A 19,211-nucleotide genomic window follows, 5' to 3' on the forward strand; every position below is an offset into this window, starting at 1 on the left:
ATTGATTTAACATGTTGCTTTTTCAAGCAACCAGTGAGTAAGAGTATGAACGGTCAATCCTGGATTCAACGCCGCAAATCGCGTCAAATCATGGTCGGTAATGTTCCAGTAGGTGGTGACGCCCCGATTGCAGTACAAAGTATGACGAATACGGATACCTGCGATGTCAACGCCACGGTCAGGCAAATTCAAGCCTTGGCAGCGACTGGCGCCGATATTGTGCGCGTTTCTGTGCCGACCATGAAGGCTGCGGAAGCATTTAAAGAGATTAAAAAGCAATCTCCAGTGCCGCTGGTGGCAGATATTCACTTCGATTACCGTATTGCGCTGAAAGTTGCCGAGTATGGCGTTGATTGCTTGCGTATCAATCCGGGTAATATCGGTGCCGAAGAGCGCGTCAAAGCTGTGGTCGATGCGGCTAAAGAACGTAATATTCCGATTCGTATCGGTGTTAATGCCGGTTCTCTGGAAAAAGATTTACAGGAAAAGTATGGTGAGCCAACACCAGAAGCCTTGGTTGAATCGGCTTATCGTCATATCGAAATCCTGGAGCGTCACAACTTTAAAGATTATAAGATCAGTCTTAAAGCCTCTGATGTTTTTATGACGGTTTCGGCCTATCGTATTCTCGCTAAAGAAATCGATAATCCGCTACATCTGGGGATTACCGAGGCGGGTAGCTTCCGCTCGGGAACTGTTAAGTCTTCCGTAGGTTTGGGTATGTTGTTAGCCGAAGGTATCGGCGATACTATCCGTATTTCTCTGGCAGCCGATCCGGTAGAAGAGGTTAAAGTTGGTTACGATATTCTAAAAAGTTTAGGCCTGCGCCAACGTGGCATTAACCTGATTGCCTGCCCATCATGCTCGCGCCAGCAGTTTGACGTCATTAAGACCGTTAATGCCCTGGAAGAGCGCCTGGAAGATGTTAATGAGCATTTGGATGTGGCCGTTATTGGTTGTGTCGTTAATGGTCCGGGAGAAGCCAAGGAAGTATCGGTCGGTCTGACCGGTGGCTTTAAGAAAAGTATGCTCTATCAGGACGGTGAGAAAAGCCATAAAATTGCTAACGAAGACCTGGTCGATGAGCTGGAGGCCCGGATTCGTCAGCAAATTGCGGAGAAGTTGGCACAAAAGGACGAAAAAACGAAAGGCGCTGAGCAGCTTCCAGTCGAAGAAATTTAATCAAAAATCCAGTATTTACCGAATTTCCGGCGAAATAACTACTGTTTTTCGCCAAATTCGCTATAATTCCGCACTTATCTAAAAATTCACTCATAATGAATCGGGATTGATTTTGGCGCAAAAAATTCAAGCAATTCGCGGCATGAATGACATTTTGCCGGGGCAAACTCCATATTGGCAGAAACTGGAGTCGACTTTACGTCGTCTAATGGACAGTTACGGCTATTCAGAGATCCGTACGCCCATCGTGGAGAAAACGGAACTGTTCAAGCGCGCCGTTGGCGAAGTGACGGATATTGTTGAAAAGGAGATGTATACCTTCGCGGATCGCAATGGCGACAGTTTGAGTTTACGACCAGAGGGTACAGCCAGTTCCGTACGTGCAGGCATTGAGCACGGTCTGCTGTATAACCAGGAGCAGCGTTTATGGTATATGGGCCCCATGTTTCGCCATGAGCGTCCACAAAAAGGACGTTATCGTCAGTTCCACCAACTGGGCGTAGAAACGTTTGGGATCGCTACCGCGGATATCGACGCCGAATTGATTTTGATGACAGCACGCTTATGGCGGGAATTAGGGCTCGCTGATTCGGTCCGTCTCGAGATTAACTCGCTGGGGTCGAATGAAGCGCGAGTTGCCTATCGTGATAAATTGTTAGCTTTCTTAGAGCCTATTAAAGATCAGCTGGATGAAGACAGCCAACGTCGCCTGGGGACCAACCCGCTGCGCATTCTGGATAGCAAGAACCCAGAAGTGCAGAAGCTGGTTAAAGATGCTCCGAAAATGTCAGAGCATCTGGATGAAGAATCGGAAGCACATTTTGAAACACTGTGTCGTATTCTTGAGGCCAACGGTATTGAGTATGAAGTGAATACCAATCTGGTGCGGGGGCTGGATTATTATAACCGGACTGTGTTCGAGTGGATTACCGATAAATTAGGGGCGCAGGGTACGATTTGTGCAGGTGGTCGTTACGACGGTTTGACCGAGCAGCTTGGTGGCCACGCCACGACTGCCAGTGGCTTTGCCATGGGGATTGAGCGTATCGTGGCCTTAATCGAAGAAATCGAGCCAATTAAGCCTAGCGTCGCTGATGTATATTTAGTAGCGTTAGGGGATAGTGCAGAGGTTAACGCAATCCAGGTCGCGGAGACATTGCGTGACCAGATGCCGCAGCTGCGCATTCGCAATAACTTTGGCGGCGGTAACTTCAAGAAGCAATTTAAACGTGCCGATAAAAGCGGTGCGGGCATTGCTTTAGTGCTGGGTGAGCAGGAAGTTCAGGACGCCACTATCGGTATTAAATTCTTGCGCGAGCAAAAAGAGCAGTTACAAGTTTCTCAGTCAGAGTTGGTTGAGACGCTGAAATCATTAATTTAACAGAAAACGTAAGATGTCAGGAGGCCAGCAATGGCTCAGTATGAAACAGAAGAACAACAGGTTGAAGCGATCAAAGAGTTTTGGAAAGAGAATGGCAAGGCCATTATCTTAGGGGCAATTATTGGCTTTGGTGGTATTTTCGGTTGGGACTATTACAAAGATTATAAACAAGCACAGGCTGAAATCGCTTCCCAGCAGTATGCCGAAGCGATGCAAACCATCGAGGCGGGAAGTGATGAGCAAAGCCAGTTTGTTGAAAAGGCAGAAGCTATTAAGCAAGAACATAGTGCGACCAGTTATGCCGCTCTAGCCGCGTTAAAGCTCGCTGAAATCAAAGTTTCAGACAATAATTTAGATGCCGCAGCGGAACAATTACGCTGGGTTGTTGACCAAGGTAACAAGACCTTTGCTCCGGTAGCGCAAATACGATTGGGTCGAGTACTTCTGGCTCAGGAAAAATACGATGAAACCATTCAGCTGGCGGATAGTGTCAGTAACGAAGCTTATAAGTCCAGCGCCTTGTTTATTAAAGGCGAGGCATTGTTGGCCAAAGGCAATAACGAAGCGGCTAAAAATGCATTTATTGAAGCGCGTGATGCTTCAGAAGCGGCGCCTCATCCATTATTAGCGCTACGTTTGTCTGAGTTTGGGATCGAAAAATAACCAAAAATACAAAATCGTTCTAAATATAGGATAACAGTATGATATTGAACATTAAGTCAAAACTTTTAACATCACTCGCCGCCTGTGCATTGTTGGTCGCCTGTTCCGATGAGGAAATCAATGTGCCAACAGAGCTTGAGGATATCGAGTCTCAGTTTGAGCTTGATATGCGCTGGTCTGAGTCAGTAGGAGATGGAGTTGGAGAAAAGTATAGCGACTTAATGCCTGCTATCTGGAACGATTATGTCATCATGGCGGATGTGTCCGGTCTGGTTACAGCATTCGATCGTGAGTCTGGCGATATTGTGTGGGAAGTTAATCTGGAGCAACCTTTGTCTGGCGGTATTACGGCAAATGCCGGATTAGTCGCCGTGGGCTCCAAGAAAGCTCAGGTCATTGTGCTGAATGTTGATGATGGCAGTGAGTTGTGGCGGGCAGACGTTTCCAGTGAAGTCTTAGCTAAGCCGGCTATTGATGGCACCAAGGTCGTGGTGAGAACATCGGACGGACGTATTTTTGCACTCGATATTACTGATGGTGAGCAGGAGTGGTTTTATGATCGTGTTATCCCTAATTTGACCATTCGTGGTACTTCGGCACCACTGGCAACTAACGGTGTTGTGCTGACTGGCTTTGCGAACGGTAAACTGGCCGCCTTTAACCTTGAGTCCGGGGATATGTTGTGGGAACAACGTATTTCCTCCCCTCGAGGTAGCTCTGAAATCTCACGTATCGTCGATGTGGATGCGACCCCTGTGGTGTACAGCGATACTCTGTACGCTGCCGGTTATAATGGCTATGCCATTGCCATGGATTTAACCACCGGGCGTTATTTGTGGCGAGAGGAACTTTCGACAGTAAAAGATTTGCTGGTTGATGCATTTCGTGTTTACGCTGTGACAAATGACGGTACGATTGTAGCAATAAACCGTGCAACGGGTGATGTATCCTGGAAGCAGGAAGGGCTGCTTTACCGTAGACCAACGGCTGCTGCCGATTTTGGTGATTATATTGTGGTCGGCGATTTTGAGGGGTACGTGCACTTCATGGATAAATCCACTGGGCAATTTGTTGCCCGTGATCACCTGGATGATTATGGCTTTGCCCATAAGCCACTTGTAACTGATGATGAAGTAGTTATGACAAGCCGCTTTGGTTTTATGTACGTCATCAACAAAGCTGAAGAAGATTCTGAAGAGTAAACGATATGCTTCCTGTCATTGCGCTCGTTGGTCGTCCCAACGTCGGTAAATCAACGCTGTTTAATCGACTGACCAAGTCGCGCGATGCCCTTGTGGCTAATCTTCCTGGATTAACTCGTGACCGACAGTATGGGCAGGCTAAATTAAAAGGGCACCCTTTCATTATCATTGATACCGGCGGTATTGCGGGTGATGAAGAAGGCATTGATGACCTGATGGCGAAACAGTCGCTGCTGGCGGTGGAAGAAGCCGACATTGTTTTATTTATGGTTGATGCTCGGACCGGTATGACTGCGGCTGATGAGTATGTTGCCGAAGAGTTAAGACGTCAGAAGAAACCAGTGATTTTGTTAGTAAACAAAGTGGATGGCGTTCATGCCGATGCTGCTTTAGCCGAGTACTATAGTTTTGGCTACCAGACGATTCTGCCTATAGCTGCCGAGCATGGACGAGGCGTATCTACGTTAATTGATACTGTGCTGGGCGAACTTAATCTGGCGCAGGAAGAACAGGAAGAGCAAAGTGTTGAAGAGCTTGAGGCTCAGGGCCTTAAGCTGGCGGTTGTGGGACGCCCAAATGTTGGTAAGTCGACCCTGATCAACCGTTTCCTCGGTGAAGAACGAGTGGTCGTTTTTGATATGCCGGGAACGACGCGTGACAGTATTTATATTGAGATGGAGCGTCGTGGTAAGCCGTATACGTTAATTGACACCGCCGGCGTACGACGCCGCGGTAAGGTCAAAGAAGCGGTCGAAAAGTTTTCTGTTTTAAAAACACTACAGGCTATTGGCGACGCTAATGTGGTGATTATGGTGATGGACGCACGCGAGCCGATCACCGATCAGGACTTAAGCTTAATCAGCCATATTATCGAGGCTGGCCGTTCCATGGTGATCGCTATCAATAAATGGGATGGCATGACCGAGGAAGATCGCGATGATGTTAAGCTGGAAATCGATCGCCGCCTGGGCTTTGTCGATTTTGCCCGTATTCACTTTATTTCTGCGCTACACGGCTCGAACGTGGGTCATTTGTGGGACTCTGTGGATGAGGCATGGAAAAGCGCATTAGTGGAGATGACGTCATCTAAGTTGACTCGTTTATTGGAGCAGGCGTACGAGCGGCACCAGCCACATGCGGTTAAAGGGCGTCGTATTAAGTTACGCTATGCTCACCCGGGAGGCCATAACCCGCCGATTATTGTGGTGCATGGCAAACAAGTGAGTAAATTGCAGGAAAGTTATAAGCGTTACCTGATTAATTTCTTCCGAAAAAAACTGAACCTGATCGGAACGCCAATCCGCCTGGAAACCAAGGAAGGCGATAACCCGTTTGCCGATAAGGCAAACAAGAGTCGTGAATTAACACGTCGACAACGCTTAAAGAAAAAACGCGCGATTAAAAAGTTTGGTAGGAAGTGATCGACTAACTATCGATCACTTTGCTCTTCACTGTACCTTCACCTAATCTCGTTACTAATACCTTGGCTTTTTTCGCTTCTGTAGCTGTTTTTAGCGCTTTGCCGCTTTCATCCTGCGTAATACTGTAACCACGCTTGAGCGTCGCCAAGGGGCTGATATCATTGAGTTTTTGCGCTGCCAGGGCGAAGGTTTGTTGTGAGCGGTTCAGTTGCTGCTTCATTGCCTGCTGCAGTTGTTTTTCTCTTGTACTTAATCTTTCTTTAGATTGCTCCAGATGTTTATGTGGCTGATAACTTTTCAGACGGGCTGATAGTGATTCCAGGCTAGTGTCTTTTTGCTCTAAATAACGGTTTTGTGCGGCATTCAGCTGCTTGCTCAGCCTTTGCAGGTCTGTCTGACTTTGCGCCAGTCGCTGCTTAGGGTGAACGATGCGAGAGGTTAGTTTATCCAGCCTGGCATGAGTAACTTCGAGCCTGTGCTGGAATTCGTTTAGCATGCGCCGTTCGAGGGTCTGGAATTTATGAAGTATATCCATGCGATTGGGGACCATCATTTCGGCTGCCGCAGAGGGTGTCGGGGCTCTCAGATCGGCGACCAGATCACTGATAGAGGTATCTACCTCGTGACCGACTGCTGAAACCACCGGGATGTCACTGTTACGGATTTCTCTGGCCAGCTGCTCATCATTAAAGCACCACATATCCTCTAAGGAACCACCGCCACGGGTAACCAGCAAAACGTCGCATTCTTGACGCTCATTCGCAATATGTAGCTGTTCGATAATGGTCTTGGCTGCTTTATCACCCTGTACCTGGCTGGGGTAGATCATGACTGGCACTTGCGGCATGCGGCGTTTTAGAACGGTTAATACGTCGCGTATCGCTGCTCCCGTGGGAGAGGTGATAATGCCGATTTTATTAGGAAAGCTTGGAATTGGGCGTTTGAGTTCAGGGGCAAACAGCCCTTCACTATTAAGTTTTTCCTTGAGTCGATTAAAGGCGATTTGCAGCGCCCCTTCGCCCGCTGGCTCCATATACTCTGCAATCAGCTGTAAGTCGCCGCGAGGTTCGTATAGGCTCAGTTTGGCTCTCAGCAGCACCTGCTGGCCGTCTTCAGGGGTGAAGCGTACACTGCGGTTACGGTTTTTGAACATGGCACAGCGCAGTTGGGCATCAGCATCCTTCAAGGTAAAATACCAGTGACCGGAGCGAGGGGTTGCCAGGTTAGAAATTTCGCCTGTAATCCAGATTTGCCCAATTTCACTTTCCAGCTGACGGCGGACTTTTAGCGCTATTTCCGTCACCGAATAGACTTTACGCTGTTCTGTGGGCTCTTGAGGTTTTAAAATCGGTTGTATCATGCCTTAAATCGCTGAATTAGTTATTTACCTGAGCGGTGCAGGCACGTTATAATAACGCGCTTCATCTAGTCAGCGCCTGTCGTGCTGACGCTAAATAATACGTGGTACACCTTATGCGCATTATAGAGGAAGCTCTAACCTTTGACGATGTTTTATTAGTACCTGGACATTCGACTGTCCTGCCTGCGGATGCAGACCTGCGTACTAAAATTACCCGCGAGTTCGCTCTAAATATTCCACTTGTTTCCGCCGCGATGGATACTGTGACTGAATCAAGTCTTGCAATTGCGTTGGCGCAAGAAGGTGGGATGGGCTTTATCCATAAAAACATGTCGATTGAGCAGCAGGCCAATCATGTTCGCCGCGTGAAAAAGTTTGAGAGCGGTATTGTTAGCGATCCTATAACGGTAACTCCTGAAACTACGGTTGGCCAACTGAAACAAATGACTCAGCAACATGGAATCTCAGGAATGCCAGTTGTTGAGGGGGATCAGTTAGTCGGTATCGTAACGAACCGTGATATCCGTTTTGAAACCCGAGATGGGCAACCTGTTTCATCAGTGATGACGCCAAAAGAGCGTTTGGTGACGGTGCAAGAAGGTGCAAGTCAGGAAGAAATCCTGGATAAGTTGCATACGAACCGCATCGAGAAGCTACTTGTCGTCAATGATAAGTTTGATTTGAAAGGGCTAATCACAGTTAAAGATATTAATAACGCCGAGACCAAGCCAAATGCCTGCAAAGATCGTTATGGCCATCTACGTGTTGGTGCCGCGGTTGGTACTGGTGCAGAAACCCCGGATCGCGTTTCTGCAATAGTTGAAGCCGGTGTCGATATTATTCTGGTCGATACGTCTCATGGTCACTCACAAGGTGTTCTAGACCGCGTAAAGTGGGTTAAAGACAATTACCCGGACAAGCAGGTTATTGGCGGTAACGTTGCCACTGGCGCTGGTGCCAGAGCATTGGTAGATGCAGGTGCCGATGGCGTGAAAGTCGGTATTGGACCTGGCTCGATTTGTACCACGCGTATTGTAACGGGCGTCGGTGTTCCGCAGATTTCTGCAATCTCAAGTGTTGCTAAAGAGCTGGAAGGTAGCGGTATACCATTCATCGCAGATGGCGGTATTAGATTCTCAGGTGATATGTGTAAATCATTAGCCGCTGGTGCTTACAGCGTGATGGTTGGCTCTATGCTGGCTGGTACCGAGGAAGCGCCGGGCGAAGTCGAGCTATATCAGGGCCGTTCCTATAAGTCATACCGTGGTATGGGTTCTTTAGGAGCTATGTCTCAAAAGAATAGCTCTGCAGACCGTTATTTCCAGAGCTCTAATGCGGCTGACAAATTGGTACCTGAAGGTATCGAAGGTCGTGTTCCTTATAAAGGTTACATGACGAGTATTGTGCATCAGATGATGGGCGGTTTGCGTTCAAGCATGGGACTTACTGGCTGTAAGAACATTGAAGAAATGCGTACCAAAGCTCAGTTTGTTCGTGTCACGAATGCGGGCATGAGTGAGAGTCATGTGCATGATGTTTCTATCACCAAGGAAGCACCAAACTACCGCGTATAACTGGCTAAAGTGCTTAATATCTTTGTTAAATTAAATTGAGTTTTTGCTCATTTGTTATAAACAAACTCCGCAAACTCAATTTAATTTTCCTCGATCTTAAACATTTTACCTGCGTTAAAATAAGGACTCCTTAGTCCTAAGTTTTTGAGCCGCAGAAATTAGACTGCGGCTTTTTGATTTTTTTAATAAGGCGTTTGGGGTACTAAGCGTCGATTGGATACCTAACCGAGAAAGGTAAGAATATGCAAACAGATATTCATGATCATCGTATATTGATTTTTGACTTTGGCTCTCAGTACACGCAGCTTATTGCGCGTCGTGTTCGTGAAATTGGTGTTTACTGTGAGTTGGTACCTTTTGATGTTAGCGACGATTATATTCGTGAGTTTAATCCACAAGGTATCATCCTTTCTGGTGGACCTGAGTCGGTATCCGGAGAAGGTACACCGCGTGCACCAGAGTTGGTTTTTGAGTTAGGTATTCCGGTACTTGGCATCTGTTATGGCATGCAGACCATGGCGTATCAGTTCGGTGGCAAAGTTGGTGGCTCAGAGAAACGAGAGTTTGGTTATGCCGAAGTCTATATCAATACGCACAATGCTTTGCTAGATGGTATTGAAGATCGCTTTAATCAATCCGGCAAGGCACTATTGGACGTTTGGATGAGTCATGGTGATAAAGTATTAGAAGTGCCTGAAAGCTTTGAAGTTATTGCATCGAGTGATAATGCGCCTATCGCTGCTATGGCACACAAAGAAAAGCCATTTTATGGTATCCAGTTCCACGCTGAGGTCACGCACACCAAGCAGGGTGGTCGTATACTGGAGCGTTTCGTTACTGAGATTTGTGGCTGTGAGCGTTTATGGACAGCAGAAAATATTATTGAAGATGCCGTTGAGCAGATCAAAGAACAGGTTGGTGATGACGAAGTTGTGCTGGGATTGTCGGGCGGTGTCGACTCATCGGTAACGGCGATGTTATTACACCGCGCGATCGGAAAGCAGCTCACCTGTGTTTTCGTTGATAATGGCTTGTTGCGACTTAACGAAGCCGATCAGGTGATGACCATGTTCGGTGATAACTTTGGCTTGAACATTGTTCGTATAGACGCTGAAGACCGTTTCCTCGATGAGCTGAAAGGTGTCGATGAACCGGAAGCGAAGCGTAAGATAATCGGTAAAGTCTTCATTGATATCTTCGATGAGGAATCGCATAAACTGACTAATGCAAAATGGCTGGCTCAGGGCACGATTTATCCCGATGTGATTGAATCGGCTGGGGCTAAGACTGGCAAGGCGCACGTGATTAAATCACATCACAATGTAGGTGGTTTGCCCGAAAAAATGAACCTGAAACTGGTTGAGCCATTACGTGAGCTATTTAAAGACGAAGTACGTAAGATCGGTTTAGAGCTCGGTTTGCCATACGACATGCTATATCGCCACCCTTTCCCTGGACCGGGTCTGGGCGTTCGTATTCTGGGTGAAGTGAAGAAAGAGTACGCTGATTTGCTGCGTAAAGCGGATGCCATCTTTATTGAAGAGCTGTATAAAAACGATCTATACCATAAAACCAGCCAGGCGTTTACGGTCTTCTTGCCGGTGCGTTCGGTGGGGGTCATGGGTGATGGCCGTAAGTATGATTATGTGGTTGCACTACGAGCGGTTGAAACTATCGACTTTATGACAGCGCGTTGGGCGCACTTACCGTATGACTTCCTGGAGCATGTATCGGGTCGTATTATTAACGAGGTCGATGGTATATCTCGTGTTACGTATGATATATCCTCAAAGCCGCCAGCTACGATCGAATGGGAATAATTAGCGGAATAAACATATCTTTTTCATTTTTTGCGGTGTTAGAAACTTGCTCAATCAGTCATGTACTCTTGGTACACTCTTTCTTTGCGCGAGTTTCCGCCTAGCAAAAATAGAAAAATCTAACGTTTCTTCTCGCTAATGGACAAAACTGTTTAGAGCTTTAAAGAATTGCATCTAGCCTAAAGGCTGAGCGGATTCCCCTTTGGAGTTTGCCGAGATTGATAAAATTATAGCGTAAATCAGGCAGGGATTGCCTGATTTAGCAAAGCCGAAACAGGAGGTTTCGTTTTGCGACGCGTAATAATTTTAGTAATAGAGGGAAATGCGAAGCATCAAACGACTGGGACGTCATTTCTTTTCTCCCTTTTCTTTAGACGAGTAAAGAAAAGGGTAATCATTAAACTAGGAACATTATCAATTAGGGACATTAGTTAATACATAATCGATATGAACGACTTCACTGAACTTGACGAACACTATATGCAACGAGCCTTTGAGTTAGCTGAAATAGCTAAGGAGAAGGGCGAGGTGCCTGTGGGTGCGGTTTTGGTGAAGGGTGACGAAATCATTGCGGAGGGGTTTAATCAGCCAATACTGGGTAATGACCCAACAGCACATGCAGAGGTCGTGGCTTTGCGTGAGGCGGGTAAGAGTCTGGAGAATTATCGCTTGGTTGGTACGACGCTTTACGTAACTTTGGAGCCGTGCGCAATGTGTGCCATGGCGCTGGTGCATGCCAGAGTAGAGCGTGTAGTATATGCCACGGAAGATCCTAGAACCGGAGCTGGCGGTAGTGTGCTTAATGTCCTGAATAATGATGCTTTTAATCATCGCTGCGATGTTGTTTCTGGATTACTAAAGGAGCAGTGTTCATCGCAGTTAAAAGCATTTTTTAAGGCGAAAAGAAGTAAATAACCAATTTATATTTGACAAATTTCAGTTTTAAATTATATTCGAAATTATGAATACTGTATTAATCGTTGCTAATTACAAAGAGATCCACAGCAAGAAGGCGCTAAAAAAACGCGTCCTGTACTGCTGTGGGTAAATAAAACGATAAATACGCATTTATTAAACCCGCACAGGAAAATCCTCTGCGGGTTTTTTTGTGCCTAAATTCGATAATGATGACAATGATTTGAGGAAGTGGGAATGAGCAATAATAACTCTTGGCAGGTGCTTAAGTTTGGTGGAACCAGTGTATCCAGTCGTGATAACTGGAATACGATCGCGGCTATCATCAAACGAAAACGAGCTAAGGGTAAAAAAGTGTTTGTTGTTCACTCGGCGGTCAGTTCTGTATCAAACCGGCTGGAAGCGCTTATCACGTTGGCGCAAAGCGGTCATTATGACGAGCCTTATCAGGAGCTGGTGAGTTTACACCAACGATTGCTGCAGGAGATGGAGTTGCCGGCAATGTTACTGGATGAGCAGTACGCCTATTTAAAGCGCTTGCTGGACGGTATTCACTTGTTGGGGGAGGTAAGCGATCGCATCAGGGCTTTGGTCATGTCGCAAGGTGAGTTGTGGTCGACTACCATAGGGCAGACCTATTTGAATCAACAGTTAGAAGAACCGGTTAATCGGTTAGACGCTCGAGACTTTCTGGTAGCTAACGAAGAGTATAGGGTTGACTACCTTTGTGCGAGCTGCGACTTCTTGCAGGATGATGCTTTAATTCAGACGATTAATGCAACGCCGGTTGTGATTACCCAGGGGTTTATTGCCAGTACCAGTGAAGAGGAAACGGTACTGTTAGGGCGAGGAGGATCAGATTCTTCAGCGGCGTATTTTGCTGGAAAGATCGCAGCTGAGCGGCTTGAAATATGGACCGATGTGCCCGGTATCTTTACAGCTAACCCCAATCACGTCAATAACGCTCGTTTACTGAAACAGCTCAACTATGATGAAGCACAGGAAATGGCCTCGGCCGGGGCCAAGATCTTGCACCCAAGAGCCATCAGGCCAGCTCAAATCAGCAATATTCCTTTGTATATTCGTTCGACTATCGAGCCCGGTATTGCTGGCACCATTATTAATGACGTAGAAAATCGTTGGGGTATGGTAAAAGCGATTACTGCTAAAGAAAATATTACCCTGATCTCCATGGAGAGCCAGGGGATGTGGCAACAGCCAGGCTTCTTAGCCGATATTTTTTCTATCTTTAAACAGCACCAGGTCTCGGTTGATTTAGTGTCGACCTCAGAAACCAATATCACGGTGAGTTTGGATAACTTGACTCAGGTCGTCTCAGAAAAGCAAATCAAAAATCTGTCGCTAGACTTATCAAGGATGTGTCGTGTTAACATCATGAAAAACTGCTCAGCCGTCTCTATCGTGGGGAAAAATGTCCGCGCTATTCTGCATAAAATCGCACCGGCATTTTCTATTTTTGAAACCTACAAAGTCTACCTGTTATCGCAAGCGGCTTCAGACTTGAACCTGACTTTTGTCATTGACGATGAACATTGTAATAAAGTCATTACGGCGCTTCATGAGTTATTGATTACCAATAACCCTAACAGTGAAATATTGGGACCGACCGCTAAGGAGCTTAAGCAGGTTGAGCAAGCTGATACCGGCAGCAAATGGTGGCAGGATAACAAAGAGACTATCAGTATGTGTCTGGCTAAGCGGGACAGCGCCTATATTTATCATCTCGATTCGGTGAGACAAAATATTCATAATCTGCAGTCTATTGATGCTGTCGAGCGAATTTTCTTTGCGGTTAAGTCGAATAATAATCCAGACGTACTTCAGGTTGCTTACGATAATGAAATAGGCTTTGAAACTGTCTCTTGCGGAGAAGTGGAGCATATTCTTAACTTGTTCCCGACAATCGATAAATCGAGAATTTTCTTTACGCCTAATTTTGCAGCAAGGCAGGAGTATCAGACGATTCTTGAAAAGGGCATTCGATTAACTTTGGATAGTACTTACCCAATCAAGGAATGGCCTGAAATATTCAGTGGTAAAGAAGTTTTCTTAAGAGTCGATCCGAATATTGGTAAAGGACACCATGAGAATGTCCGTACTGCGGGAGCAACGTCCAAGTTTGGTATTCCGATTTATGAGCTGGAAGAGTTAAAGCCGATTATTGAGCAGTATGATATCAAGGTGGTCGGCCTGCATGCCCACGCAGGTAGCGGTATCTTGACAAACGAGCATTGGGCGGAGCATGCCCGGTTACTGGCTGAAACCGCATCAATATTCCCAAGCGTTAAGTATTTAAACCTGGGCGGAGGCTTTGGTATCAAGGAGCGAGCACAACAGACTGAGTTAACTATGAGCCAAATCGATAATACTCTACAGCAAGTGAAGGCAGAGTACCCTCACTATGAATTGTGGATTGAACCGGGGCGGTATATTTCAGCCAATACAGGGGTGTTAGTATCGAGAGTAACTCAAGTAAAACAAAAGCAGAACTATTATTACGTTGGCTTGAGTACTGGGATGAACTCCCTGATGCGTCCGGCGCTATACGGCTCTTACCACAATATTGTCAACTTAAGTCGTCTGGACGAAAGCAAGGAGCATCTCGCAACAATCGTTGGCCCGATTTGTGAAAGTACCGATAAGTTAGGCGTTGAAATACCATTTCCTGAAACAAAGGAAGGAGATTTGGTTTTAATCGAAAATGCCGGGGCTTATGGTCGTGTTATGGCGACTCAATATAATATGCGCTCACCAGCAGAAGAAGTTTGTATCTAATCATCAAGCTCTCTTGATCTAAATCAATATATCACCGATGGGAGTCTTTATAGTCCTAGCAAAACAAAGCTGGGACTATTTTATGTTTTCGACAAAAGCAACTGAGCTCTATAATGATGGACACCATAAATGCTACGCTTTTCATGAACTGGTGGCAGGCGAAGCGGTTCAGGCCAACCAATTTCTAATCGTTAACGGGGATAAAGCTGCATTAATTGATCCGGGAGGTGATTTAACGTTTGCTAAACTCAGTATTGAGCTCAACAAGTTAATTGATCTGCGCCAAGGGCTGAAGTATATCGTCGCGTCTCATCAGGATCCGGATATTATTGCTTCTATTGGTCGCTGGATGATGCAAACGGATGCAAAAGTCGTCTGTTCAAAACTGTGGCAACGATTTTTACCCCACTTTGCTTCATCGTACTTCTCACAGATTGATCATCTCGAGCTTGGGAAACGCATTAAACCACTGGATGATCGAGGGGAGATACTGTCATTAGGTTCTGCCAATTTAGTGATGGTGCCAGCGCACTTTTTACACTCGGTGGGTAACTTTCAGGTGTATGATCCTGTCAGTAAAATATTATTCAGTGGTGATATGGGAGCGTCGTTAAAAGACTCTGAGCATTTTGCGCCAGTAGAAAGCTTTATAGAGCATACTCAATATATGAAAGGCTTCCACCAGCGCTATATGGTGGCGAATAAAACCTGCAAACTTTGGGCTAATATGATTCGTGATTTGGACGTGGAAATGATTGTGCCTCAACACGGCGCGCCATTTAAAGGCAAGAAAGTGGTTAGTCAGTTTCTTGACTGGATTAGTGAACTCGACTGTGGCGTCGACTTGTTTTCACAAAGGGACTATACCGTACCGGTTTAATCCTTGATGCTGTATTTGACTTGGACCAATGTATCATCTTTAAGACCTTCCCACATCAAGCAGTAGGTTTGGTCAATTGGAGCGGTATAGCTTTGCTTTAAGGTTTTTAACTCTTGGCGCTCTATTGGGTAGCTGACTTTATCACCCTGATGATAGTGCAGGTTAAATTCAACTGTACGCTTGGCTTTAAATTCAAACTGTAACACCTGCCCAGCTTTGAGCTCAGGGCAGGCTTCGCCAATCTGTCTTTGGTTTGTCGTGACGATAATATGATGCGATGACTCTTCTTCTGCACTGACGGATTGAATCGGTAACAGGCCAGCGGTTAAACCAACTAACAGTAGAGTGTTTCGCATCATATTTCTCCTCACTTATAGTGCCTTTAATTGAGTACGTTGCTCTTCGATTTTCTTTATCGTTGACTCAACTTCTGCAAGTTTGCCTCGCTCTTTTTCAACAACAGCTTCTGGAGCCTTATCGGTAAAGTTAGGGTTATTTAATTTACCAGAGATACGTTGTAGATCCTTTTCCAGTTTCTCCGACTCTTTATCCAAACGAGCTAGTTCCTGTTCGACATCAATCAACCCAGCCATAGGGATCAGTATCTCCATGTCACCAGCCAATGCTGTCGCCGACATAGGAGCTTCTTCGCCAGCCTCAAGCCATTGGGTCGATTCTAATTTTGCCAGCTTTGACAGGAAAGTTTTATTAGCTTCCAGTCGAGCTTTATCTGACTCAGAGCCATTTCTAAACATGACATCTAAAGGCTTGCCCGGAGCAATATTCATTTCACCACGGATATTGCGCACTCCGACGATGACTTTCTTCAGCCATTCAATATCGGCTTCTGCCTTATCATCAATTAGCGCTTCATTGACCTGAGGGAAGTCCTGTAGCATAACGCTTGGACGCTCTTCGCTGCTGGTTCCTGCCAGTGGCGCTACTCGCTGCCAGATTTCTTCGGTGATAAATGGCATGAACGGGTGTAATAAACGCATTAGTGACTCAAGCACATTCACTAGAGTATGGCGAGTGCCACGCTTTGCTTCTTCGGAATATTCATCGCTGTAAAGAACCGGTTTAGATAACTCTAAATACCAGTCACAATAGGTATTCCAGGTAAATTCGTAGAGGGCGTTAGATGCTAAGTCAAAACGGTAGGTCTCGATAGCTTTTTCAAACTCGACAATCGTTTTTTGTAGCTCACTTTTAATCCAGCGGTCGGCCAGACTAAACTCCATGGAGTCGTTGCTTAATCCGGTATCCTGAGCTTCAGTATTCATCAGCACATAACGCGCTGCATTCCAGATTTTATTACAGAAGTTACGATAACCTTCGACACGATTAAGATCGAAGTTGATGTCGCGTGAAGTCGACGCCATGGCACAGAAAGTAAAGCGCATTGCGTCAGTGCCATAGGCTTCGATACCCTCAGGGAATTGCTTACGAGTACGCTTGGCAATCTTTTCCGCGGCTTTCGGATTCATCATACCGGTCGTACGCTTGGCAACTAATGACTCAATATCAATGCCGTCGATAATATCTATCGGATCGAGTACATTACCCTTGGACTTCGACATTTTCTGGCCTTGCTCATCGCGGATAAGACCAGTGATATAGATTTCTTTGAATGGAATCTTGCCGGTAAATTTAAGACCCATCATGATCATTCTGGCAACCCAGAAGAAAATGATGTCAAAACCGGTAACTAACACGCTTGTGGGTAAGAACGTTTCCAGTTCAGGAGTTTCTTCCGGCCAGCCAAGTGTGGCAAACGGCCATAAAGCAGAAGAGAACCAGGTATCGAGGACGTCTTCATCACGGCGCAGCTCGATATCACCCAGGTCATATTTTTCTCGAACTTCTTCTTCGCTACGACCGACATAAACCTTGCCGCTGTTATCGTACCAGGCTGGGATTTGGTGTCCCCACCATAGCTGGCGGCTGATACACCAGTCCTGAATGTTTTCCATCCAGTGATAATAAGTGTTTGACCAGTTCTCAGGCACAAACTTAATGTCGCCATCTTTGACTGCTTTTAATGCGGGCTCAGCAAGAGGGGCAATTTTCACGTACCACTGCGGCGTTAAGTATGGCTCAATAACCACGCCACTACGGTCACCGCGTGGGACTTTCAGTTTATGCGGCTCAATTTTTTCCATTAAGCCGAGCGTTTCAAAATCCTCTACGATTTTCTTACGCGCTTCGTAGCGATCCAGGCCACGATATGTTTCTGGCGCATTATCATTGACATGCGCTGTTGGCGTCAGGATATTGATCATTTCCAGATCATGACGCTGACCCATTTCATAGTCATTGAAGTCATGCGCAGGAGTGATTTTGACACAACCACTACCAAAGTCCTTTTCTACATAGTCATCGGCGATAATCGGGATTTGGCGGCCGGTCAGTGGCAAGTCGATGGTTTTACCGATTAAGTCTTTATAACGCTCGTCTTCAGGGTGAACTGCAACTGCACTGTCACCGAGCATGGTTTCTGGGCGGGTCGTAGCAATAATGACATAGCCCGAACCATCGCTAAGCGGGTAGCGCATGTGCCATAAGTGACCGTTCTCTTCATGTGACTCAACTTCCAGATCCGACACTGCGGTTAATAATTTCGGATCCCAGTTCACCAAACGATCGCCGCGGTAAATCAAGCCTTCATCATAAAGCTGAACAAATGTCTCCAGAACTGCGTTAGACAGGTCGTCATCCATGGTGAAAGCTTCGCGCGACCAGTCACAGGAGTCGCCCATACGGCGCATTTGCTGACTGATGGTACCGCCAGATTGCTCTTTCCACTCCCATACCTTGTCGATAAAGGCTTCACGACCAAGGTCATGACGGCTTTTACCTTCGCGGTCTAAAAGACGTTCGACTACCATCTGTGTCGCGATACCGGCGTGATCCGAGCCCGGTTGCCACAAGGTGTTGTCACCTTTCATGCGGTGATAGCGGGTCAGGGAGTCCATGATCGTATGCTGGAAAGCATGTCCCATGTGCAAGCTGCCAGTGACGTTTGGCGGAGGAATCATGATGCAATAGCTGTCGCTATTCTCAGTGGCGCCGCCTTTAGGAGAAAAGTAGTCGTTACTTTCCCACTTTTTGTAGGTTTCTTGCTCGATTGCTTGCGGGTTGTATGCTTTTTCCATGGTTTTATCGGATCTTATGCAGTTTCTGTAACAAAGCCTTGAATTATAACGCCTGTGCGCTAGATATCTATATCAGACACTGAATTTATCGTAAAAGATTGCCCTGCTGGACGAGCCTGTAGCGATGGTTAGCCAGTACTTTATCTGGGTGGAAAAGCTAACCTGCTGATTTTCTGAGTTATTTTCTTGGTTCAAGGTTGTTGTCTTTGGTTCCGGTATAGACAAACGATGGTGGAATGTTTAGAGGTACCCAGTTGAGTTTCAGTTGAGGGAAGTACTCTTGAATTAAAGCCTTGTCGCTCAGCCAGTACTGGTACTGCAAAAACGTGCCGTTGGGTTTCAGTACTGCTTTGATATGGCTCAGTAATTCATGCTTCATTTCCAGAGGAAATAAAGCCAAAGGCAGGCAGGATACGAGACAGTCGACGCTGTCGATTGCAAAATCTTGAACAATATCCATTGCCGAAGCGTGTTTGAGTTTAAACCTCCGGTGATCGATGCGTTTTAATAACGGTAACAGCTGTTCTGAAATTTCATAAGCAGTTAGCGTGGCATTCTGTGGCATATACTCCAGCAGCTGTTTGGTAATAATGCCATCTCCAGCACCTAATTCAATAACGGTCTTTGCGTCAGCAGGGATTTGTTTTGCCAGGTTTTTAGCTAAAAATTTAGAACTACGGGCAACACTGCCTGTGCTTTTTAAATTTTTTAGTGCGTATCGTGTAAAGCCCTTCATGTTGCTCCTAACCAGATCATATTTCTATAGTGTGGCGTTTTTTTGTCTTTATTTCCAGAAGTAATATCACCCCTGAAAAAAGAATACAAACTTTCTGTTGAACCCATTCATATGAATTTTGTGTAA

General features: G+C 46.0%; 14 protein-coding genes. 10 read left to right on the forward strand and 4 right to left on the reverse strand.

Annotation, left to right across the window (positions count from 1 at the left end; translation table 11 throughout):
* Positions 1–45: 45 nt before the first annotated feature.
* From ispG to der, 5 genes are all read left to right on the forward strand, one after another.
* Positions 46–1,182: a flavodoxin-dependent (E)-4-hydroxy-3-methylbut-2-enyl-diphosphate synthase gene (gene ispG / locus H7708_RS06395; RefSeq protein WP_223669689.1), complete on the forward strand. Its 1,137-nt coding sequence runs from the start codon at positions 46–48 to the stop codon at positions 1,180–1,182.
* 112 nt (positions 1,183–1,294) lie between these two features.
* Positions 1,295–2,563, forward strand: a complete 1,269-nt coding sequence (gene hisS, locus H7708_RS06400) for a histidine--tRNA ligase (protein WP_223669646.1) — start codon at positions 1,295–1,297, stop codon at positions 2,561–2,563.
* A gap of 30 nt (positions 2,564–2,593) precedes the next feature.
* Positions 2,594–3,226, forward strand: a complete 633-nt coding sequence (locus H7708_RS06405; protein ID WP_223669647.1) for a YfgM family protein — start codon at positions 2,594–2,596, stop codon at positions 3,224–3,226.
* Positions 3,227–3,264: 38 nt separating this feature from the next.
* Positions 3,265–4,428, forward strand: coding sequence for an outer membrane protein assembly factor BamB (gene bamB / locus H7708_RS06410; protein WP_223669648.1), 1,164 nt, complete (start codon positions 3,265–3,267; stop codon positions 4,426–4,428).
* 5 nt (positions 4,429–4,433) lie between these two features.
* Complete coding sequence (gene der, locus H7708_RS06415; RefSeq protein WP_223669649.1) at positions 4,434–5,849, forward strand: ribosome biogenesis GTPase Der; 1,416 nt, start codon at positions 4,434–4,436, stop codon at positions 5,847–5,849.
* Positions 5,850–5,853: 4 nt separating this feature from the next.
* Here the strand turns inward: der and xseA are convergent, their stop codons facing one another.
* A complete protein-coding gene (gene xseA / locus H7708_RS06420; RefSeq protein ID WP_223669650.1) occupies positions 5,854–7,209 on the reverse strand; it encodes an exodeoxyribonuclease VII large subunit in 1,356 nt (451 codons plus the stop codon).
* Positions 7,210–7,322: 113 nt separating this feature from the next.
* Between xseA and guaB the strand changes: the two genes are divergently transcribed.
* The 5 genes from guaB to H7708_RS06445 all read left to right on the forward strand — a co-directional run bounded on the left by guaB (position 7,323) and on the right by H7708_RS06445 (position 15,194).
* A complete protein-coding gene (gene guaB, locus H7708_RS06425) occupies positions 7,323–8,783 on the forward strand; it encodes an IMP dehydrogenase (protein ID WP_223669651.1) in 1,461 nt (486 codons plus the stop codon).
* A 242-nt stretch (positions 8,784–9,025) separates the two neighbouring features.
* Complete coding sequence (gene guaA, locus H7708_RS06430) at positions 9,026–10,603, forward strand: glutamine-hydrolyzing GMP synthase (protein WP_223669652.1); 1,578 nt, start codon at positions 9,026–9,028, stop codon at positions 10,601–10,603.
* Positions 10,604–11,050: 447 nt separating this feature from the next.
* On the forward strand, positions 11,051–11,518 hold the full coding sequence (gene tadA, locus H7708_RS06435; protein WP_223669653.1) for a tRNA adenosine(34) deaminase TadA: 468 nt from the start codon (positions 11,051–11,053) through the stop codon (positions 11,516–11,518).
* 237 nt (positions 11,519–11,755) lie between these two features.
* Positions 11,756–14,314, forward strand: coding sequence for a bifunctional aspartate kinase/diaminopimelate decarboxylase (locus tag H7708_RS06440; RefSeq protein WP_223669654.1), 2,559 nt, complete (start codon positions 11,756–11,758; stop codon positions 14,312–14,314).
* An 82-nt stretch (positions 14,315–14,396) separates the two neighbouring features.
* A complete protein-coding gene (locus H7708_RS06445; RefSeq protein ID WP_223669655.1) occupies positions 14,397–15,194 on the forward strand; it encodes an oxygen-binding di-iron domain-containing protein in 798 nt (265 codons plus the stop codon).
* Here the strand turns inward: H7708_RS06445 and H7708_RS06450 are convergent.
* The 3 genes from H7708_RS06450 to H7708_RS06460 form a co-directional block, all read right to left on the reverse strand.
* Entirely contained in the window at positions 15,191–15,553 is a 363-nt protein-coding gene (locus H7708_RS06450; RefSeq protein WP_223669656.1) for a hypothetical protein, read from the reverse strand. The genes H7708_RS06445 and H7708_RS06450 overlap by 4 nt on opposite strands.
* Positions 15,554–15,565: 12 nt before the next feature.
* Positions 15,566–18,349 (reverse strand): valine--tRNA ligase, encoded by a 2,784-nt coding sequence (locus H7708_RS06455; RefSeq protein ID WP_223669657.1) that lies wholly within the window; start codon positions 18,347–18,349, stop codon positions 15,566–15,568.
* 178 nt (positions 18,350–18,527) lie between these two features.
* Entirely contained in the window at positions 18,528–19,085 is a 558-nt protein-coding gene (locus H7708_RS06460; protein WP_223669658.1) for a class I SAM-dependent methyltransferase, read from the reverse strand.
* Positions 19,086–19,211: the final 126 nt, after the last annotated feature.

It is taken from the genome of Kangiella shandongensis, from assembly GCF_020005365.1.
Lineage (GTDB): Bacteria > Pseudomonadota > Gammaproteobacteria > Enterobacterales > Kangiellaceae > Kangiella > Kangiella shandongensis.